We start from the raw sequence: 22,018 nt of genomic DNA on the forward strand, positions 1-22,018 counted from the left end.
CGAGAGATGGGTGGCAAGGCGAAGGGGACGAGAGATGATTGACATTAGCCGTGGTTGTTCAACGCGTCGTGTTGGTGTTCGTCTGTTGTCAACGACGCTTTTGTCGCTCTGGTCCTTGCCAGCTTTTGCGCAGGCCAGCGGGCCTGCTGCCGGCGCTCCTGATGAGCAGGCTGCCACCGAAAGCGCTCCGGGCAGCGACATCGTCGTGACCGCGCAGCGTCGCGCGCAATCGGTGCTGTCAGTTCCGTATAATATTTCGGCCGTTGACGGCGATGCGCTCCGCAAGACCGGAGCGCTCACGATCAGCGACCTCGCTCGTGCAATTCCGGGTGTTGTGACTGTCGATGGCGGACTGGCGGCGCGCGGCAACAAGAATAACATGACGCTGCGTGGTCTAAGGACTGATGCAGTCGAGCCCGGCGGCGGCCAGGGCGGCGCAGCTATGACGGCTTCGCAAGTCGCCACTTATTTCGGCGAGACACAATTCACTTTCCCGCTGATGTTGACTGATATTGAACGGGTAGAGGTCTTGCGTGGCCCGCAGGGCACGCTTTACGGAGCGAGTTCTCAGGCCGGTACGATCCGGTTCGTTCCGAACCGCCCGAAGTTCGACAGCTTTTCCGGTTATCTGAACGCCGGCGGCAGCATGACGGAACATTCGTCAGATCCGAGCTTCAATGTTGAAGGCGCGCTCAATCTCCCGATTGCGTCCAATTTCGCGGCTCGCCTCATCGGCGGCTACATCCGCGCCGGCGGCTTCATCGATGCCGTTAACCACGTGCAAATTGATGGCACCGATCAATTCGCGTCGCCATCGACACGAAGCGTTCCGAATGATCCGCGCAGCGGATTGGTCCTGAAGCCGGTCGACTATGACTCGAACCGGGCTGATCAATGGCTTTTGCGGGGTGAGCTGCGTTATCAACCAGTCGAAAATCTGGACATCCAACTCGGCTATCTCCACCAGAAAACGACCGCACGCGACATGCAGGTTGCGCAGCCAGACTGGGCAGGCGGCGTTTACGACGTGAATGCCGGTGCGCCCGGCTACCGTCCAGCGTCCTTTCCCAATGGGGCATATACGACGCGTGCAGCGGGCCCTTATCGGTCGACCAGTCAAGATTTGAGACCGTATAGGAACAATGTAGACCTCGCGAGCCTCGACATCACGTTGGATCTGGGTCTCGCATCCGTCACCTCTGCAACGTCCTATGTAGAAACTGAAACGCGTGCGAATGGCGATGCTTTGGCATCGTTCAATACTGCAGGCCAAAACTTCCTGCACTATTATTCTTATTTTCCGCGTCTCCGGCCGACCACCAAATATACGGCAACGTCAAAGACATTCACGCAGGAAGTTCGGGTTGTTTCGTCTTGGGATAAGCCAATAAATTATACCATCGGTGCTTATTATCAGCAAGAAGACTTCGCTTGGATCTTTCGCCTGAACGCGCCTGGCTATAACCAATATCTGATTGATATCGGCGCGACGCCGGTCGGCACCGACGCCATCAACAATATCAATCGCACGACGAGATTTCTCGATCGGGCGGTCTTTGGTGAGTTGACGTACAATATTACGCCTGCTTGGCAGGTGACCGGTGGCGTTCGCTTTTTCTGGCAGAAATTCGACACGACGACGACGACGGAGCTTCCTCCATCCGCGTTTGCTGCGACAGCTTCCGGTACGGACGTCACAAACGATCGTGTGGTTAAGATCAACACGTCCTATGACGTGACGCCGACGGTCAAGCTTTACGCCACCTATTCAGAAGGCTTTCGCCGGGGTGGTGCATCTGGCGTGCCGATCGCTGGCGTCTATGCATCGCTGCCGATTTTTGCGACATTTAAGCCGGATATCGCGACCAATTATGAGATCGGCATTAAGGGATCGCTGCTGGATCGAGCAATCAGATTCAGTGCAGATATTTTCCAGATCGATCTGAACAATTTCCAGTTTCAAGCGACCTCGCCGTCCGGAAATTACGTGGCAACCAACGGGAAGCGCGCACAGTCCCGTGGCATTGAATTCGATACTAGCCTCCGGTTGAGCCGGCAGTTGGACGTCACTTTTGCTTATAACTACACCGACGCGAAGGTTGCCGAGACTATTACCATCGGCGACTTGGCGCCAGCCGCGCTTTTTTCACCTCCACCTGGTCCGCCGCTTGTCATGACGACCTATCTGGCGGGAACGCCGTTACCGGGTGTGCCGAAACATGCGGTTTCTGCCAGCTTCGATTACACGATCGATTTGGGCGGCGAGAAGCGCATCGTGCTTCATGGCGATGGCGTCTATCGAACCAGCGCGCCCTCGGGTCTCGATTCTCCGACCGTGAAGTACACCGTACAACCGGCGGCCTTCATCGGGAATCTTCGCGTGAGTTATGAGAGCTCGCAAGGATGGGCCCTGGACGCATTCGTCAACAATGTGTCGAACGATCTAGCGATCGGCAGTGGTTATGTGGCGCGACGGTCGCCCATGCCGTTGTCAGGTGTCGTCGTTGCACGGCCACGGAGCTTTGGGATCTTGGCTCGATATAAATTCTGACCTTGGGGCGCGCAAATCGCGTTCGAAGGTCCTGAGAAACTTACCATTGCCGAAAAGAAGGGGACGCAAAATGATTGAAGTTGGTCGTGGGTCTGCGGCGCGTCGCATGAGCGTTCGGTTGTTGTCGACAACGCTTCTGTCGCTTTGGTCCCTCCCTGTGCTTGCGCAAATGGGAGCGCCGGCCGCGGACGCCCCGGAGGAACAGGCTTCCTCCGAGGGTGCCCCTGGCGGAGACATCGTTGTCACCGCGCAACGTCGCGCGCAATCGGTCCTGTCAGTTCCTTACAATATTTCAGCTGTGGACGGCGACACTCTACGAAGGTCAGGATCACTCAGTCTAAACGATCTTGCGCGTGCAGTGCCGGGCGTAGTGACGGTTGACGGCGGACTGGGATCGCGCGGCAATAAGAATAACATGACGTTGCGTGGACTCCGCACCGATGCCGTCGAGCCAGGGGGCGGGCAGGGTGGCGCCGGCCTCGCGACCTCGCAGGTCGCGACTTATTTTGGCGAGACCCAGTTCACCTTTCCGCTCATGCTTGCTGATATCGAGCGCGTTGAGGTGCTTCGCGGACCGCAGGGCACGCTTTATGGCGCGAGTTCGCAGGCAGGAACCATCAGGTTTGTTCCAAACCGACCTAAATTCGATGCGTTCTCGGGCTACGTTAATGTCGGCGGTAGTTTGACCGAACATTCGTCCGATCCGAGCTTCAATCTTGAGGGCGCGCTCAATCTTCCGATGGCGCCTAATCTCGCGTTGCGGGTGGTCGGAGGATATGTCCGCGCCGGCGGCTTCATCGACGCGGTCAACCACATCGAAGTGGCTGGTGACCCATTCACCACAGCACCAACACGCCGGATACCAAGCGACCCGCGCAGCGGTGTGATCCTCAAACCCGTAGAGCGCGACACAAACCGTGCAGACCAATGGATGGCGCGCGGTGAGCTTCGGTATCAGCCAGTCGATGCTTTGGATATTCAGCTAAACTATCTGCACCAGGAAACCACAGCCCGCGATCAGCAAGTGTCACAACCGGACTATCCGGGCGGGACCTTCGCGGTCGGCATTGGCGCTGCGGGATACAATCCAGCCGCATTTCCCAACGGATCCTACACCGCCCGGCCTGGCGGACCTTACGAAAGTACGAGTTTCTATAACCGCCCGTTCGAGAACAATGTGGATTTGGTCAGCCTCGACGTGACGGTGGACGTGGGCCTCGCATCGATCACATCTGCCACCTCCTATGTTGATACGCGAACCGCGACGGGAGCAGATACTCTTGGTCCGTTCATCACGCCGCAATTCAACTACACGAATTATTACGGCTATTTCCCGCGGATGATGCCTTATGCGAAATCGTCGACACATTACCGAATTTTCACGCAGGAAGTTCGTCTGGTTTCATCATGGGATAAGCCAATCAACTATACCATTGGTGGCTACTACCAGCGAGAGAAGTTTGACTGGGCGTTCCGGATGAATATTCCCGGCTATAACCAGTATCTGATTGATATCGGTTCGCCACCCGTGGGTACTGACCAGAATGATAATATCGATCGCGCCACTGTCTTCGTTGATCGCGCCGTTTTCGGTGAATTGACCTATAATCTAACAAAAGCTTGGCAGGTGACTGGTGGCATTCGGTTTTTCTGGCAGGATTTCGACACGACCCAAACCACGGCCTTCCCGCAGTCGAACTTTCTGCGCACCGATGTTGGCAATTCTGTCAAAAATGATCGTGTCGTCAAAATCAACACGTCCTATGACGTGACGCCGACCGTCAAACTGTACGCGACTTATTCGGAAGGCTTCCGGCGCGGTGGCGCGACTGGTATTCCACTAAGCGGCGTCTATGCATCTTTGCCCAAATATGCGACGTTTCAGCCTGATGTGGCGACCAATTACGAAGTCGGCGTGAAGGGGACGCTGTTCAATCGCGCGCTCCGGTTCAGCGCTGACCTATTCCTGATCGACCTGGAGAACTTCCAGTTCCAGACAAGCACCCCAACGGGCAACTTCACTGTGGTGAACGGGAGTCGGGCTCGCTCTAAAGGCCTGGAGTTCGAGAGTAGCCTTCGCTTGAGCCGGTCTCTCGATGTCGCGTTCGCCTATAATTTTACCGACGCGAAAGTCGCGGAAACTTTTACTATTTCCGATCTCGCTCCAGGCGCGTTGTTCTCGACGCAGCCGCTAGTCACATCGACATTTCTTGCAGGCAAGGCGCTGCCCGGTGTCCCGCGGCACACCTTCTCCGCTGCGCTGGACTATACGATCCCTCTAGATAACGGTGCGAACGTCGCTGTTCATGCCGACGGACTGTATCGATCGAGCGCTCCCGCGGGTCTGAACTCGACGCGGATTGAGTGGACAAGGCAGCAGGACGCATTTCTTGGTAATGTGCGCCTTACATATGACAGTGCCCGCAGTTGGGCCATAGATCTATTCGTGAACAACATCACGAACACGCTTGGCTCCACAGGTGGTTATATCGTGCGAAAGTCGCAGCAACCGCTTGTCGGCACAATTCCAATGCGCCCTAGAAGCTTCGGCTTCCTGGCGCGTTATAAGTTTTGATCGGTTGCAGGGGCGGGCCCGAGCACGGTCCGTCCCTGCTGTCGGCAAAGGTACGAAACAGTGATCTGATTTCGTCCAACAGCAGCGGAGCGGCGGAAAGCAAATTGATGATTGCGAGCGCAACAAGCTCTGAACTGCGGCATGTCAAGGATATGGTCGCGCACGGGCAAATCCAAGATGGGCTCGCCTTCTGCATGACTCTGGCTCAACGCTATCCTGCAGATCCCGAGCCTATCTTACTCGAGGGGCAGGTGTCTTTGGACGCTGGATTGATCGATCGGGCGCGCAGTGCCTTCGAGCGAGTTCTCGCACTGAAGCCAGAGAGCATTGATGCCGTAATCCTGCTTGTCACAGCATTGGTTCGATCTGGTGATCGGCAGCAAGCGCTAAGTATAGCAGCCCCGCTGCTCGTTGCTATTGACAAACTTACGTCTGATCAACTCGACTCTCTCGGCACAATCCTCGCATTTTGCGACGAAGCCGATCATGCCCTGCACCTTTTTCGGCGCGCTGTTGAGAGTGATGATGAAAATCCGCACAAATTATTCAATCTTGCTACTGTGGAACGCATGCATGGTCAGCTTAAGGCTGCAGAAGAACGTCTAGATAAAGTCATTGCCCTGACCCCTGACGACGCCCAAGCTTACTATGTGCGAGCTGAGTTGCGACGGCAGACCAGGGAAAGAAACCACGTCCCGGAATTGGAGCATCACGCGGCAAAGTTTGCTGGGCGTTCAGCAACATTGGTGAATTTCGCTTTGGCGAAGGAGCTGGAAGACATCGGAGAATATGCGCGGTCGTTCACGGCGCTGAGGAGAGCATGTGACAGCGAACGAAGCAGGATGCGTTACGATGTCGATGATGATGTTCGGACGATTGATCAGCTCATTCGAGAGCATGATGAACTGTCCATTCGGGGGGCAGAGCCGGGATACCCTACCCGTGAGCCGATATTCGTCATCGGCCTTCCGCGGAGTGGAACAACGCTTGTGGAGCGCATCATCGGGAGTCACAGTCGAGTGTTTGATGCTGGGGAATTGAACGCGTTTCCAGCTTCCGCCATTCGGATGGCTGGCAAACTAATGAACAAATCTAGTTTCGTGACCCAGTCGCTCCGGATTGCCCCGGCAGAGCTCGGCAGCGCTTATATCGCCGCTACGCGCCCGCAAACCGGCGGCACAGAAAGATTCACTGACAAGCTGCCGTTGAACTATCTTTACGCCGGCCTGATCGCGCGGGCGCTTCCGTTCGCGAAGATTGTCGCGCTGGACAGAAGTCCGCTCGACGTGTGTTACGCGATGTACAAGACATTTTTCACAGGTGCCTATCCGTTCACCTATGATTTGAGGGATGTCGCTCGCTACTATGCCGCCTGGACGAGATTGATGGCTCATTGGCGCCTGGTGTTGGGCGATCGGCTGATCACAGTCTCGTACGAACACCTTGTCGCGGAGCCTGAGTTCACGACGCGACGCCTGATCGCTTCTTTGGACCTTAAATGGGAAGATCAGTGTCTCGAAAGTCATACACGCCGGGACGCGGTTACCACGGCCAGTGCGACTCAAGTTCGGCGTCCAATCAACACCTCTTCAGTGAATCGCTGGCAGGTTTACCGTGATGAGTTGAAGCCATTAATGGATGAATTGAGAAAGCTGAATGTCGATTGTGGCGATTGATGGACGTAATTTTTCTATATTGAAGCGGGAGTGAAGTAATATTTTGTAGTTTCTCTGATATTGCTCAATAAAAATTACATAAATATTTATCTAATGCCCTGTACACTCAGAATAGTGTATAAATATTCGCGTCGATATTGTATTGTAAATGCACGCGCGCGAAAATTGTGCATAGGAATGACTCCGCTCCCGCGAAAAAATCGCAGATTATAGCACAATATTTAAAGCGAATGCTTTACATTACCGCCATCGCGGGTGTATTCGTTAACTCGAATCGAGGAGTGTGTTTCATGTACGATGTGGTCGTGATCGGCGGTGGCTTCGCTGGGGTTAGGGCGGCGCGGGATCTGGGAAAATCCGGGCGTGCGGTATTGCTGCTTGAGGCTCATGATCGCCTCGGCGGAAGGACTTGGACGGGCCAATTTCCTCAAACTGATGTTCAAATTGAGATAGGTGCGAATGTCGTGGTACCGGAGTACCAGCCCGAATGGCGAAACGAGATCGACAGATACGGTCTGGAGCTGATTTCGCCTCCGCCTCCAAATCCGGCCGATCCGGTTGAATATCGGACCTTGGTGCAGGGTGAGTATAAGGATCACTTTCCGCTCCCCCTCTATGAAGTCGGCGAAGCGGAGCGGGCTCTCTATGTGCTTCGGGACGCGGCGGCACGTATCGACCCCACCAAGCCTCTCGAAGATCAGGATCTCGCAGATCTGGATGTCAGTCTCGCAGCTTTTTTTGAAGCCAACAAAATCGCGCCGGCCACGGGCGAGTTGTTGGGGGCCTACGCGACAGGCCTTGCTGGGGCCAGGCCAGATGAAATTTCCACCTTGCATGTCCTCGAGTGGATTCGGGGATATGGCACGAACCCGGCCTTTTTTTTCTACGGCCTTCGCAACTCGCTAGCGCGCGGCACGGGTGGCGCGATCGAGAAAATGGTCGAAGATGGCGGGTTTGAAGTACGTCTCGAAGCCCCTGTGGCCGCGGTCACCGAGGCCGACGACGCCGTGACTGTCACCGTGATGAGTGGCGAGGCAATTACTGCGCGCACCGCCATCGTCGCAGTGCCGACGAACGTGCTCGACCGCATCGCGTTCACGCCGCCGCTGTCAGCAGAACAACAGGAGGCCTTAGCGCAAAAGCACCCTGGCCGTGAGTTCAAGGGATGGATGTTGGTTAAGCCGCTCTCGCGGCCGGTCTCGTGCTTCGGCATGAGCACCTTCCAGATATTGCGCACAACGCGACGTTTGCCGGAAGGAGATCTTCTCCTCGGTTTTGGCTGCAACGGCGTTGTCGATGACGTCGATCTGACAGACCACGCATCCGTGCAGAACGCAATCCGCAGACATGTCCCTGAAGCTGAACTGATCCGGTATGTCGCCCACGACTGGGTGGCTGATGAATGGATCAATGGCAGCCCGCGAGTCCATCCGCCTGGCACCGGGCAATCTTTCGCCGGGATCATGGAAAAGCATCACGGCAGAGTGTCGTTCGCAGGCAGCGATCTGTCCCGGCATTTCAATGCCTGGATTGAGGGCGCGCTGTGGACTGGACGCGTTGCTGCCGAGCGAGCCGAGCAAATCTTGGCAGGCAACGATTAGAGCGAAGAGCCTAAATTTTGAAACCTTTCAAGGAGTGAACGACGTGAGTGACAGTGTATTTCAGGCAGAGGGTGAGCACGGAATTTGGGTCATCAAGAAGGCCGCGACCCTACCAATCAGCGCGTATGAACCAGAGATCTTCGAGGGCGGAAAGCTTGGCGAACTTCTGATCATTAGAAGGGACGCACATTTTGCCGGGATCTGGGCTTGCACCCGCGAGCAAGCGGACGATCGTTTCAACGATGGCCCGATCGAATATACTCTGTCGGGGAACGAGACCCAGACCATCCTGGAAGGAAGTGTGACAATTGAGGCAGCGGACGCTGAACCCGTCACGCTCGTCGCTGGTGACATGATCGACTTCAAAGCTGGCACGGTCACAAAATGGTATATTCACGACTTCGTGAAAGCGGCCTTCACGATTTCCAGATTGCCGAAGTGAGGCAGGCGGGCAGGTTTACGCATCCAAGGCCTTTGGATGCAGTCAGCTTGCCCGTTTTTTGCGCGCAACGACAGCTGTTTGCGGCGCCGCTGCAGACAATAGTGACGAGGAATTAATATGCCTTACGCACCCGGTTCGCTCGGTCGGATCAATATCGTTTCGGATAACCCGCCCGATCACGAATATATTGAGGATCGTATGGGCGAATATAGCGTCGCACTAGAAAATGGTGAGCCACGATTTAGTGGTCGCCAATATTGGACGGGCGGAGTTTGGCGTATTCCAACGCCACATGGCTTGGCGCGTTATACGGCGCCGGGTGATGAGACGCATGCCATCATCGACGGAGAGATGCTGTGGGAATTTACTGACGGCGAGTCTCTCATGTTACGTGCGGGAGACGTCGTTCACGTCGGTCGAGGCATCGCTGCTCGGCTTGACGTTTCGAAATATGCTCTGACTGCGTGGATGATCAATGAGCAGGGTGCATCCGAAGATGGCCTCGTTCCCGAACTCGTCCGTGGCGCGCGGGTATATTCACTTCCTTTTGCTGAAGAGAGCTTTGAGCCATGCGCGCATGGACGCTGGGCTATCGGCGCTGAATGGCGCCTGGGCACGTCGACAAGCATCAGCGGTGTTTGGCAAAGCGAAGGAGCCGAGGAATTTCCGTTCCGTACAAATGGTGACGAAACGCACCACGTGCTGGAAGGAAGTCTAACGGTAACGGTCGCTGGCGAAGCGCCTCGTGTGGCTCGGAAGGGCGATATCCTGGCGATCCGGAAAGATGTCGAAGGGACGTGGAATGTGTCGGCAGACCTATCTTCTCGGTTCGTCGTCGCAAATCTCGTTGCGGCATTCAATGTGGGAACATCCAATGCTTGAGACGTCGATTGTAAATGTGTTTCGTTGGTGTGAGCCAAACGACAATTTCCAAGCTGCCGGTGCTGCGTTTGGATCGACTGGGCGCATATTCACCGCTTTTGAAGGAGCGCGGGGTGAGGTGGTCGAGCCGAGTTATGGTATTTGGGCCATCGATGAAGCGAGCGAAGTGCGCCTGACACTTGGTGGTACGCTCGTTCTGTTGTTGGCCAAAGGCCGCGCCACGGTGCGGGTTGAAGGCAAGGATACCGTCGAACTTGAGACTGGCGGCGTTGTCACCCTCCGTGATGGCTTGACAGTGCATATCGCCATCGTTGAGCCGGCAGAATTCTTGTGGGGCTGGAACGATGCTCTCCAATCAGAGGGCGGTGAGAACGAGCTGCGTCCAGGAACTTGGGAAGGCACACCTGACATGTTCCGGCTCGACATTCTTCATGGGCGTCGGATTGGTATGATCCGGTCGACAGATGTCGCGCTTGATGCGGGCAAATTTGTGTTCGTTGCCGGAGAGTGGGTCACCCAGCCATGGGCAAAGATCATCGATTACGTGAATCCGGGGGTGGAGATGCATGTTGTCCTCGCCGGGTCGGTGACGGTTGCGTCGCCCGACTTGTCTGAGGCGGTACATGTTCCGGCTGGAAGCGCCGTCATTCTCAAGAGGGCGCAGACGTCTACGTGGATCATCAATGAAGATGATAGTCGCACGTTCTTCATGTTGTCTGGGATGAATGCAGCCGATGCCCCCAGTCAGGAACTGAACGAGGACGAAGAAGAATAATGGTTTTGCCCTCCCACGATCACGCTCCAGTGGGACGGCATTCGTCTGCAAGTCCAGCGGTTACCGTCGATAGCAGCTGTTGGCGCTCAACGATCATGGCGGAGCGGAAATGACTTAGGTGTCTGGTCCGGTTTTCGTGTCGCTGACCGGATCCTTGTATGATCGAGGACGATCCGCAGAAATTGAAAGAAACAACAACCATGACAACCAACACAGCCGTCTCGACTTTTGACACACAAAGTCAACATGTGACTCTGCTCCAGTCAGGAGGGTTGATTGGTTTTGGCGTTCTCGCATTGTTGCCTAACGGAGTGATTTCCACATTGCTCGGTGCGCTAGTGGACGAGGGGCGTTTGACCGAAGCCGGCGTTGGCGTGACGGCAATGTTTGAAGCGGTCCTGATGGCGGCGACGTTGATCGGCTGCAGCATGTTCATGGCGCCACGCAGGCTTCGGGCCACGGCCTTCGGCGTCACCGTCGCTCTGACGGCAGCAAATTTGGCGACGAGAGGAGCATCCGGCGAGATGCTCAATGTCGTTCGCGGCGTGGCCGGCGTGGCGGAAGGTTTGATGATGTGGCTCGGCGCCAGCATGATCGTGCGGACGCGAAATCCCGCTCGGACTTCTGCCCTCAAGTTTCTCGTCCTCAGTCTCAGTCAATTGGCCGTTTCGGGCCTTCTCACGGGCATTGTCCTGCCGCAATTTGGCGCTGATGGGGCGTATGTGCTGATCGGTGCCATCACTATGACCGGTTGTATTTTGGCGTTCTTCGCTGCGGACTCACTTGGCGAATTGCCTGGAGCAAAGGGCAGGGTGAGAGGAAATCCAACCCCGCTTGGATGGGTCGCATTGTTCGCGGTACTCGTCTACACCGGCGCCCTATCGGCCGTGATCATCTACACCGTGCCCCTCGCGCAGAGTTTCGGCCTGTCAGTGACCAGCGCACGCACGGCAGTTTCGGTCTATCTCGGCGCGTCTATTCTGGGATCATTCCTTGCCGCGATAATCGCAGGTCGGGTGAGTTACGTCCTTGTTCTGTCATGCACGACCCTCTGTTTCCTGGGCATCTGGTCGGTTTACGCGCTGTCGTTGGGGACTGTTTCCTTCATTCTTGCGACTGGAATGAGCGGCGTCGTCGCGATGTTTGTGGCGCCATTCGTCACGCCAATGTTGATCGATATTGACCCGTCCCGACGCACGGCCCTTCAAGGTGGTGGCGCTCAATTACTGAGTGGCGGTTTGGGCCCATTCATCGCTGCGACCGTTATCCCATTCGGCGGAACGCATATGGTTCTTGTGGCGAGCAGCACGATGCTCCTCACCGGCATCGCGATGATTATGTTGATCATCAAGTATAACCGAACACTCATTCGCGATCGCGCGGTCCTGCAGACAGCGATCAGTGCGGAGGCCTAAACGGGCGCGTCGAGTGAAGAGGTGAAGCTGCTTGTAGCCGGGTCTCTGCGTCATGCGGAGAGCTGCCAGGAAAAGTCCTCAACCGTGCGATAGCGGTCACGAAAATCAGGGAGGTTAATGATGAACGCCGATACTGCTTGCGACGTCGTGGAAATCCAAATGTTGATCGCCGCCTATGCTGCGGCACTTGACGAGAAGGACTATGACGCGCTCGATGACATTTTTCAGCCGTCGGCGTTATTTGTCTATCATGGGACGGACGGCAGCCAAAAGCAGGGCAGTTTCAAGGAGATGAAGCCCTGGATAAAAGAAGTAGTGGATGAGTTTCCTGTAACCCAACACCTGATGGGGCTGCCGGTCATTCGCGTCGATGGTCACAGCGCGACAGCCCGCTCGACGCTTTTCAATCCTCTGATGGTGCAAGAGGGTGACGCTCCATCCACCATGCTGTTGGTCGGCGCTTACTATCGGGACGTCTTGGCAAAAATAGATGGACGTTGGTGGATCACCGAGCGTTACGACACGGGCACGTGGGATCTTAGCTGTGCTAGCAAGGGCAGCTGATCTATCGTCACGCAGAGCGGCAAGACGTTGATCGGCTGAGCAGCCTCTTTCGTTCGCGCTAATCATGGGGGACCAGCCGGTCCACCTCGAGCTCGCCGATCCGCTATGATCTGCCGGTCTTTGCGGAACTCGCGCATCTCTATTGCCCCATCGGCGGTTCTGAGGTGGTGGACGGTGTGGAGAGCCACCCGCTCATCCGGATCAACAAACAAAATTTCTGCTGTTGCAAAACTGAATCATCAAGGATCCGATTCCGAGCATGAATTGGCTTGCGACTAGGGGGCGGTGAGTCAACTTATGCTAACATGCAAATTCCATCAGATTGATGTTATCCAAATTGGAATGAAGAAATGATAGGGCAAGAATGACTTACTTGGTGTTGGCCTTTGCTATCGTTGTCGAAGTTATCGCGACAACGGCGCTTAAGGAAGCTGATGGATTTACAAAACCAGGTTGGATCATCGTCACGATTTCTGGATATTTGGTGGCGTTCTACTTCCTGTCTATTACGTTAAGGACCATTCCAACGGGTGTTGCATATGCAATTTGGTCTGGCGCGGGAATCGTGTTGATTTCCGCGGCAGCTTGGATTTTTCAGGGGCAGAAACTCGATGCGCCTGCAATTATTGGTATGGCGCTGATTATCAGTGGCGTTGCCGTAATGAATATCTTTTCGACAGTCAGTCCGCACTAAAGAAAGTGCATCGACAACTGTGACGGCCGGGATGACCGGTTGCGGGATGACATGAAGCCACGGTCTGTGTGTACTGCGGCTTTGTTTTTTCCCGCTTGTCAGGTGGAGAAAATCGACCCGTTACCGCCACGCTGACGCAGGGCGCAATCACACTGTCCATTCCAGGAATGGCGATCAAGTCGAACTAAATGGAGATCACATGAAGACGCGCGCAGCTGTGGCTTTCGAGGCTAAAAAGCCTCTGGAGATTGTCGAGTTGGACCTTGAAGGGCCGAAGGCTGGCGAAGTGCTGGTCGAGATCATGGCGACGGGCATCTGCCATACCGATGCCTACACGCTGGACGGTCTGGACAGCGAGGGCCTGTTCCCGAGCGTGCTGGGTCATGAGGGCGCGGGCATCGTGCGCGAGGTCGGGCCGGGCGTGACCTCGGTGAAGCCCGGCGACCATGTGATCCCGCTCTACACGCCGGAATGTCGCCAGTGTAAGTCCTGCCTCTCGGGCAAGACGAACCTGTGCACGGCGATCCGGGCGACGCAGGGCAAGGGGCTGATGCCGGACGGCACGAGCCGCTTCAGCTACAAGGGCCAGACCATCTTCCATTATATGGGCTGCTCGACCTTCTCCAACTTCACGGTGCTGCCCGAGATCGCGGTGGCGAAGATCCGCGAGGACGCACCGTTCAAGACGAGCTGCTATATTGGCTGTGGTGTCACCACCGGCGTCGGCGCAGTCATCAACACCGCCAAGGTGCAGGTCGGCGACAATGTCGTTATCTTCGGCCTGGGCGGCATCGGCCTTAACGTGCTGCAGGGCGCGCGGCTGGCGGGCGCCAACAAGATCATCGGCGTCGACATCAATCCGGACCGCGAGGAATGGGGCCGCAAGTTCGGCATGACCGACTTCCTCAACTCCAAGGGCATGAGCCGCGAGGAAGTGGTCGCCGCGATCGTGCAGATGACCGATGGCGGCGCGGACTATACGTTCGACGCGACCGGCAATACCGAAGTGATGCGCACGGCGCTCGAAGCCTGCCATCGCGGCTGGGGCACCTCGATCATCATCGGCGTGGCCGAGGCGGGCAAGGAGATCGCGACGCGGCCGTTCCAGCTGGTCACCGGCCGCAACTGGCGCGGCACCGCGTTCGGCGGCGCCAAGGGCCGCACGGACGTGCCCAAGATCGTCGACATGTACATGACCGGCAAGATCGAGATCGACCCCATGATCACCCATGTGATGGGCCTCGAGGAGATCAACACCGCGTTCGACCTCATGCATGCCGGCAAGAGCATTCGCAGCGTCGTCATTTTCTAGCGTCACCGCTCCTACTGATCGGTGACCATCCAACCTGTCGACCCAGCGCTAGGGGACGTCGAAGAGGAAGCCTCCCGGGGCGAGCTTCCCTCCGGCACCTCTGTTGTCATCGACTGGCATCGCTGAAAAACTGGTCCAGCCGAACTCGCCCAGCATTGCGTCCTTATTGAAATTTCGGCCGCAGCATGTGGATGGACGGACACGGAGTACGGGCTCGCCCGGAATTCTGGTCGCCGCTTGTATCTGAGCTCACGACACAGACGGAGATATCTCTCTCATTGTCGCCGGCTGAAGTGAGAGCTGAAGCCAAAGTAATGGGATCAACAAAAATCAAGAAATATGCGCGCGCAACACCATATCCATCCGCGGGCGCCGGCGAAGCAGAAAAGGCTCGCTACCGCACCATGCAGGGCCTTTTCGGATCGAACGTCCAATTATTGATCAGATAGCGCATGCCAATAGCATCGTCTCGTCCGGCCAGATCGTTGGACAGATAGGTCTGATGGGCGCGGCTTAGAGCGTCCTCATCCAGCGTAATCCCTAGACCAGGCGCGGCGGGTAACTGAATGAAGCCGTCGGCAATTTCCGGCGGGTTGAGGGTGAGGAACTGCCCGTCCTGCCATATCCAGTGCGTATCAATGGCAGTCACTCGTCCGGGCACAGCCGCCGCCACATGGGTGAACATGGCCAGCGAAATGTCGAAATGATTGTTAGAGTGAGATCCCCAGGTGAGGCCCCAGCTTTCGCACAGCTGGCCCACACGCACCGAGCCCTGCATCGTCCAGAAATGCGGATCAGCAAGGGGAATGTCGACCGACTGGAGCGACAGCGCATGTACCATCTGGCGCCAGTCCGTCGCGATCATATTCGTCGCGGTCGGTAACCCGGTTGCGCGCCGAAACTCCGCCATGACCTCGCGGCCGGAAAAGCCGCCTTCGGCCCCGCAGGGGTCTTCGACATAGCTCAGTATATCGCCCCGGCCGCTGCACAAGCGGATCGCCTCGGCAAGGCTCCAGGCGCCGTTGGGATCGAGCGTGATCCGGGCGTCGGGGAAACGCTCCTTTATCGCCTCGATCGCAGCAATTTCTTCGTCACCGGAAAAGGCGCCGCCCTTGAGCTTGAAGTTGCGGAAACCATATCGCTGCTCGGCAGCCTGGGCCTGGGCAACGATGGCTTCCGCCGTTGTCGCAGGCTCGTTGCGGTTCCGAAACCAAGCGTCGGCGCTGTCATTTTCATCGCGATAGGGCAGATCGGTCAGGCGCCGATCGGCGACATAGAAAAGATAACCCAGCACTTCGACGCGATCGCGCTGCTTGCCGCTGCCCAGAAGAGCCGCAACAGGCAAGTCCAGTAGCTGCCCGAGCAAGTCCAGCATGGCGCTTTCGATTGCCGTAATGACATGGACTGTGACCCGCAGATCGAAAGTCTGCAGCCCGCGCCCGCCGACATCGCGCCCGGAGAAACGGCGCTCCACCTGCTGCAGCAGAGCATTGTGATCACCGACACGGGTTCCCTCGACGATCGTCCGCGCATCTTCCAGCGTTGCACGGATTTCCTCGCCGCCGGGAACCTCGCCCAGTCCAATCCGCCCATCTTCGTCACGCAGAACCACAATGTTGCGGGTGAAGAAGGGGGCATGGGCGCCGCTTAAATTGAGAAGCATGCTGTCCTGCCCGGCGACGGGCACGACCTGCATGGAGACAATCTTCGGAACGCGAGCTGTCATGCTTTTCCTCTTACGCGGCGACCGTCTGACGAGAAACTGCCGACACCAGCGCCGCCAGTTGTTGCTTTTCCTCGTCCGTCAGGTTGGTCAATGGCGGGCGAACCGATCCCGCGGGCCGGCCGATCACCTCCATACCGGCCTTGACGATCGACACGGCATAACCCTGATTTCGATTACGCAGCGCGATGTAAGGCAGGACGAACTGATTCAGCTGTTCACGCACAGTCATGAGGTCGCGCGCGCGCACAGATTTATAGAAGGCAAGCGCCCACTCTGGCATGAAGTTGAAGATCGCTGATGAGTATGTCGTCACGCCCATCTCCAGATACGGCGCCGCGAAGGTTTCCGCGGTCGGCAAGCCACCAATATAGGTAAGGCGATCACCCATACGGCCGTAGATGCGCATCATGAGTTCGATGTCGCCGACGCCGTCCTTGAAACCGACAAGATTGGGGTTGCGATCGCACAGTCGCTCCAAGGCATCCTCCTTGATAACACCATTGTCGCGATTATAGACGATCACGCCCATTTTCGTGGCGCGGCAGACGGCCTCGATATGCTCGGACAGTCCTTCCTGATTGGCCGTCATTAGATAGGGAGGCAGCAACAGCAGGCCATCGGCGCCCGACGTCTCGGCGGCTTTCGCCTGCTCGACCGCAATGGCCGTACCGTAGCCACAACCCGCAATCACCGGTACGCGACCGGCCGTTTCGGCGACGGCCGCGCTAACGACGGAGGCAACCTCGGCGGGTGTGAGCGAGAAGAACTCGCCGGTGCCGCCGGCGGAAAAAAGGCCGGCGACATCGTGCTCGAGCATCCAGGCACAATGCTCGCGGTAGGGACCTTCATCGAACTGAAGTTGTGCATCGAAATGCGTCACCGGGAACGACAGTAGACCACTGCCAATCCGCTTCGCCATTTCCGAGGGAGACAACATAGCTTTTCTTCACCTTCCGCTGTGGTCGAGTTGCGCTACGAACATTCGTCGAAGCTGGGTAACGAGATGGGGTGGTGGGGGCTAAGACAATTGCGGACTTGAGCGATGCTATGTCCGCATCGAAGCGCTAGGCGGCGCCCCCACACGCTGGATTTTTCCAACGAGAAATAGAAAACTGAACGCTGCCAGCGCAGCGCTGCCCGCTACATAGACAAGCACCAGGTCGAAAGAGCCGGTTTCCCTGACGATCAGGCCTATTGCGATCGGTGTGAGGATAGAGGAGAGATTACCAAACATATTGAATATGCCACCACTCAGGCCTGCCGCACTGCGTGGAGCGACGTCCGAAAACACCGCCCAACCGAGCGCGCCGACGCCCTTCCCGAAAAAGGCGAGACTCATGAACACGAGCAGCAGGGCTTCCGATTGGGAGTAGTTGCAACCGACGATGGCAAGAGAGAGCAGCATGCCGGCAATAATGGGTATCTTCCGAGCGGACGTGAGGCTGTTTCCACTCCGCAGCAGCCAGTCTGACCAGACCCCGCCGAGCAATCCCCCGAGGAAGCCACAGATTGCGGGAACCGTTGCGAACAAGCCCGCTTTCACGATCGAGAGGCCGCGATCCTCTACGAGATAGATGGGGAACCAGGTAATGAAGAAATAGGTCAAGGTGCTGATCGAAAACTGTCCGAGGTATAGCCCAAGGAGCGTGCGATTTGTGAGCAGCATCTTCAGTGTCTCGCCGATCGGCGGGCGAGTGGGCGCGCTGTCGGATTTCGACGGCACGTCAACAATTGCACCTCCAGCGATGATCATGCGCAGTTCGGCATCTTGGAGTTGCGGATGCTCCCGTGGCTCATGCATTTTGCGCGTCCAAACCGCCGCTGCCGCTATGCCCACCGCGCCCATGAACAGGAAGACCTCGGGCCATCCAAACACGCCGATGATCCAACCCATCACTGGCGCGAACAATACTGTGGCAAAATACTGGGCCGAGTTGAAGATCGCGGACGCCGTTCCACGCTCGCTCGCCGGAAACCAACTCGCCACGATGCGGGCGTTGCCAGGGAAAGAGGGCCCCTCACAAAGGCCGACGAGAAAACGGAACACGAAAAGGGCGATGATTGCGACGGTGCCCGTGAGCAAAGCGACCGTGCTTTGAAGCGCCGTGAAGCCAGACCAAAGTAAAATAGCGCCAAGATAGACCCGTTTGGCGCCAAAGCGATCAAGGAGCCACCCGCCGGGCAACTGAGCGATCACATAAGCCCAACCGAAAGCTGAAAATACAATGCCCATCTCGAACGGATCGATTTGCAGATCGCGGGAAAGAAGCGGAGCGGCGAGGGACAGCACGGCGCGGTCGGCGTAATTTATCATCGTCACGAAGAAGAGGATGGCCACAATAGACCACCTCACCTTGCCTGTTGCCGGACCGTTCGACACTCGTTCACTCTCCAGGCTCGGCGGGCTGTTGGATTATTATCCGAGATGTCCCCGCGCTCATTCTCGTGATTGCGCGTGGCAAAGCGTGCCTGAAGTTGACCCCGCAGATCAATGCGTTCCACAGCATCGTACGATGATGTTTCGGCATTGATGGTGGCCTCGCTCTATCTCGGTCTGCAGATAGCGTCGGCCGCTGATCCCTCTGGCGATAGGACGCGTAGAATGACCGCAGGTGGGGCACTGCTCTCAGGATCGGCAGCCGCGATCAGGCCGTGCAGATGTGTGATTTTTTGCTGACTACCGCTCAAGCAAGCATCTATTTTCCGACTTCGAGCCGGACGGTTGCAAGTCGGGGATGAAAAGAGATATCAGGTTCTGTGTTTGAACTCATTCAATTGCGATGTTTCGTCGCGGTGGCAGAGGAGCTTCATTTCGGCCGGGCCGCGACGCGGCTCAACATGACACAGCCGCCGCTCAGTCGACAAATTCAAGTTCTTGAACGAATCTTGAAAGTTTCTCTCCTCAATCGAAACAGCCGTTCCGTCACCTTGACGTCGGCTGGCCAAGCGTTTCTTGTCGAGGCACGTCGGATTGTTCAACTGACGGACAGTGCTGCTGCGATTGCGCGCAGTGCGGCCGAAGGGCGAACAGGCATAATCCGTCTCGGGTTCACTGCAGCCTCAGGCTACGGCTATGTGCCGCGGCTACTTTCCCATGCCAACACGGTTCTCCCAAACGCCCATCTCCTTTTGCGTGAGATGGTCAGTGGGGAGCAGATTGAGGCGCTGATCACCAACAGGATCGATGTAGCGCTTCTGAGGCCGCCACTGCGCCGCGTTGAGTTCGGTTCACAACTGGTTCTGAAGGAACGCTTCGTCGTTTGCTCGCCGGCAAAGATATCGACACCAGATCGGCCAAAGAGGCTGACGGATTTCAACGACCTTCCCTTTATTATGTATGCGCCGGACGCTGCCAGATATTTTCATGACCTGGTCGCTGGGTTGTTTGCGACAGCGGGGGCGGCGCCGAAACATGTGCAATATGTGACGCAGATTCATTCGATTATGATGCTCGTAGGTGCCGGGTTGGGTTACGCGCTTGTTCCGGAAGTCGCGAGCCGCCTCCGTCCGGAAGGCGTCGTTTTCAGTGCGTTGGAAGGGGTCGAACCGCTTGTCGAATTGCACGTCGCGTGGATGAAAGCAGTGAATAATCCCACGATCGAACGCTTTTTGCGGGCGCTCGAGGAACTTCCGGACATTGACCCGCTCTGACTTAGCTACGCCGAGGTCGGGATACTGTTGGGTCACCGCTATTGCCGCTGGAAAGCTTCAACAGCAATTTCACGCGTCGAGGTTTGGTTGCCGGGTTGGCCGAGCGAGGTGTAAAGATTGATCATACGCAGGTCTGACGCTTTGCTTACGCCGCAGGCTGACCAAAAAGAACAAGGCGTTCTTGCCGTTCAGCAACGGCGCCCCAGATTTGTTGCGTAGCGACGTCAGTAGAAGCCGTTCCCGGGCCGGCCCGATCTTGTGCGCCTCGTCCTAGCCGATGAGAGCTGAATCTTGACCAAAACCGCAATTCTGCGCGGCTGGACGTCGGTCGCCGAGCGAGACCATTCCAAGCTGCCCATCGGTCACTGGGTGACGATGACTGTCATCACAGCGCGGTACGATCATTGGACCGAGGCGCGCCAAGTTCGGGCTCCGGCTCGGTCATGCGGCGGAGTGGCATCTCCGAGCCCTTGCCGCAGAATGAAGGCGCGGCCTATCTCGAGAGCCGCAGATTTCGTGCTGTCTAATTGTCCGTTGAGATATTGACTCGAAGCTCGCGCAATTTTTTGATCAATGAAAGCAGATGATGCTCGTAACGTTTCCATCGTTTGATCGAGGAACGATAAAGCGGTTGCCTTACTTGGCTTGCACTTGCTGTCGTTACCGACCGCTGGCTTTCGTGAAATGTCAAACAACGCTCGTCCCATGATAGCGAGCAGTGATCCAAGATCTTTCGAACATTCTCTTCAATGTCGTCCACAAGATTCTCGTAGGAAATAGTTAAAAGCGCATCGCCGCAGACGCTCTGCCAGTGCATCATAAGCTTATGCCAAGCAGCATAATAGCGTGCCAATTCGTCGAGGTCGTAGCTGAAAGGATAGGCACCCTCAAACTTCACCCTGAACATCGCTAGGCAACTGTCGATTGGGTCTCTGGTCAATAGAATCAGGCGAGCCTTCGGTAGCGCCCGTCTGATCATGCCAGCATACAGATAATTCATCGGTAGTTTGTCAGTGAAGCGCTTCTGTAAATCCAGTTGGCCGCCAACTTCCTTGAGGTAGTCGGTCCCGATGACGAATGGATCGACCTTCAGGCTGCGCTCGACAAATTCGTTCTTTGACAATCTGCGACCGACAGACCTGTGCACGGCATTCACCGTCGCCTGTGGGAAGGCATTTATCTCTCCGCCGGCTTGCGCATCGGGATGTCTGGCTATGATACTTTCGACCAGCGTCGTGCCGCTGCGCGGTAGGCCAAAAACAAATATCGGAGCCGCAGCCGAAGTCCCTTCAACGCCATCGTAAATTGCACTTTTATCGTGCTGCACGCAAAGCTCTTCCATGACATCGACGTCACCTTGCACGTCATAGTTCAGTGCCTGACGTCGCATCCTATTTGCGGCAGCGAAGTGGTAGAAAGCTTCGTCGTATCGTCCGATGTCATCCAGTTCCTTACCTGCCGCGAAGTGAAGTGTAATTTCGGCAGAACTACCGCGTGGCGCGCGCAGAATTGCGGCTTCGAGCTCTTCAACATGATTAGTGTCCACGGTTTGGGTTCGTAAGTCAGAGCGCAAGGCGTGGGCGTCTGCATCGTCGGTCCGCAGGCTAAGCACTCTATCGAGAGTGATTTCCGCCTCTGCCAATTGCCCATTCATTCGCTGTGCAGCGGAAAGGTTGAACAAAAAATGGGCTTCGTCGGGTGCGAGCGACACTGCACGTTCGAACAAGGGTAAGGCGCGGTCGGCCGCTTCACAATAGGTGAAAAGTGTACCGAGCATATCCAAGGTGGCAGGGTCATTATTTGCCGGGGAGATAGCCTTGGCGAGCGACAGTGCGCTCGCCCGCTGACCTGATCGTGCTATGGCAATGCCGTGGCGAATAGCACTTCCAATATCAGTTTGATCGCATTTATGCGCCTCGCCAAACGCTCTTGCAGCAATGTCGTGCCGCTGTACGTTCTCTCCGATTTCCCCCATCATGAACCAGGCGCCATGGCATTTCGGATCGTGCGATGTGACCTCGTTCAGGATAGTCAGCGCCTCAGACACCCGCCCGCTCATAATGAGCGATCGCGCTTCCGACAGCTTAACCTCGGCAGGCGTGGGGTATGTCCGCTTCATTGTCTTCGACCTTCCAAATTCGGTTCGACGATCGC

At 56.6% G+C, this 22,018-nt stretch carries 16 protein-coding genes; 12 read left to right on the forward strand and 4 right to left on the reverse strand.

Going from position 1 to position 22,018, the window contains the following annotated elements:
* The first annotated feature begins 34 nt into the window (after positions 1–34).
* From KK488_RS03680 to KK488_RS03730, 11 genes are all read left to right on the forward strand, one after another.
* Entirely contained in the window at positions 35–2,551 is a 2,517-nt protein-coding gene (locus KK488_RS03680) for a TonB-dependent receptor (protein WP_214621779.1), read from the forward strand.
* Positions 2,552–2,621: 70 nt separating this feature from the next.
* Positions 2,622–5,126, forward strand: a complete 2,505-nt coding sequence (locus KK488_RS03685) for a TonB-dependent receptor (protein ID WP_214621780.1) — start codon at positions 2,622–2,624, stop codon at positions 5,124–5,126.
* A 107-nt stretch (positions 5,127–5,233) separates the two neighbouring features.
* Complete coding sequence (locus tag KK488_RS03690) at positions 5,234–6,802, forward strand: tetratricopeptide repeat-containing sulfotransferase family protein (RefSeq protein WP_214621781.1); 1,569 nt, start codon at positions 5,234–5,236, stop codon at positions 6,800–6,802.
* 290 nt (positions 6,803–7,092) lie between these two features.
* A complete protein-coding gene (locus KK488_RS03695) occupies positions 7,093–8,403 on the forward strand; it encodes a flavin monoamine oxidase family protein (protein WP_250890042.1) in 1,311 nt (436 codons plus the stop codon).
* A gap of 43 nt (positions 8,404–8,446) precedes the next feature.
* A complete protein-coding gene (locus KK488_RS03700; protein ID WP_214621783.1) occupies positions 8,447–8,845 on the forward strand; it encodes a cupin domain-containing protein in 399 nt (132 codons plus the stop codon).
* Positions 8,846–8,962: 117 nt separating this feature from the next.
* Positions 8,963–9,727 (forward strand): cupin domain-containing protein, encoded by a 765-nt coding sequence (locus tag KK488_RS03705; protein ID WP_214621784.1) that lies wholly within the window; start codon positions 8,963–8,965, stop codon positions 9,725–9,727.
* On the forward strand, positions 9,720–10,502 hold the full coding sequence (locus KK488_RS03710) for a hypothetical protein (RefSeq protein ID WP_214621785.1): 783 nt from the start codon (positions 9,720–9,722) through the stop codon (positions 10,500–10,502). The genes KK488_RS03705 and KK488_RS03710 overlap by 8 nt, the downstream gene beginning before the upstream one ends.
* A gap of 158 nt (positions 10,503–10,660) precedes the next feature.
* Positions 10,661–11,917 (forward strand): MFS transporter, encoded by a 1,257-nt coding sequence (locus KK488_RS03715; RefSeq protein ID WP_214621786.1) that lies wholly within the window; start codon positions 10,661–10,663, stop codon positions 11,915–11,917.
* A gap of 120 nt (positions 11,918–12,037) precedes the next feature.
* Complete coding sequence (locus KK488_RS03720) at positions 12,038–12,481, forward strand: nuclear transport factor 2 family protein (protein ID WP_214621787.1); 444 nt, start codon at positions 12,038–12,040, stop codon at positions 12,479–12,481.
* Positions 12,482–12,845: 364 nt separating this feature from the next.
* Entirely contained in the window at positions 12,846–13,175 is a 330-nt protein-coding gene (locus tag KK488_RS03725; RefSeq protein ID WP_214621788.1) for an SMR family transporter, read from the forward strand.
* Between the two features lie 199 nt (positions 13,176–13,374).
* Entirely contained in the window at positions 13,375–14,487 is a 1,113-nt protein-coding gene (locus KK488_RS03730) for an S-(hydroxymethyl)glutathione dehydrogenase/class III alcohol dehydrogenase (RefSeq protein ID WP_214621789.1), read from the forward strand.
* 394 nt (positions 14,488–14,881) lie between these two features.
* On the opposite strand, the gene KK488_RS03735 is transcribed toward KK488_RS03730, so the two are convergent.
* The 3 genes from KK488_RS03735 to KK488_RS03745 form a co-directional block, all read right to left on the reverse strand.
* Entirely contained in the window at positions 14,882–16,213 is a 1,332-nt protein-coding gene (locus KK488_RS03735) for an enolase C-terminal domain-like protein (RefSeq protein WP_214621790.1), read from the reverse strand.
* A 10-nt stretch (positions 16,214–16,223) separates the two neighbouring features.
* The gene (gene kdgD, locus KK488_RS03740) at positions 16,224–17,132 is read right to left on the reverse strand and encodes a 5-dehydro-4-deoxyglucarate dehydratase (protein WP_250890044.1); all 909 of its coding nucleotides are present in this window, start codon (positions 17,130–17,132) and stop codon (positions 16,224–16,226) included.
* Between the two features lie 126 nt (positions 17,133–17,258).
* A complete protein-coding gene (locus KK488_RS03745) occupies positions 17,259–18,551 on the reverse strand; it encodes an MFS transporter (protein WP_349356843.1) in 1,293 nt (430 codons plus the stop codon).
* Positions 18,552–18,970: 419 nt separating this feature from the next.
* Between KK488_RS03745 and KK488_RS03750 the strand changes: the two genes are divergently transcribed.
* A complete protein-coding gene (locus KK488_RS03750) occupies positions 18,971–19,864 on the forward strand; it encodes a LysR family transcriptional regulator (RefSeq protein WP_214621791.1) in 894 nt (297 codons plus the stop codon).
* Positions 19,865–20,387: 523 nt separating this feature from the next.
* On the opposite strand, the gene KK488_RS03755 is transcribed toward KK488_RS03750, so the two are convergent.
* On the reverse strand, positions 20,388–21,983 hold the full coding sequence (locus KK488_RS03755; protein ID WP_214621792.1) for a tetratricopeptide repeat-containing sulfotransferase family protein: 1,596 nt from the start codon (positions 21,981–21,983) through the stop codon (positions 20,388–20,390).
* Positions 21,984–22,018: the final 35 nt, after the last annotated feature.

Origin of the sequence: Sphingobium nicotianae (assembly GCF_018603885.1) — a bacterium.
GTDB lineage: Bacteria > Pseudomonadota > Alphaproteobacteria > Sphingomonadales > Sphingomonadaceae > Sphingobium > Sphingobium nicotianae.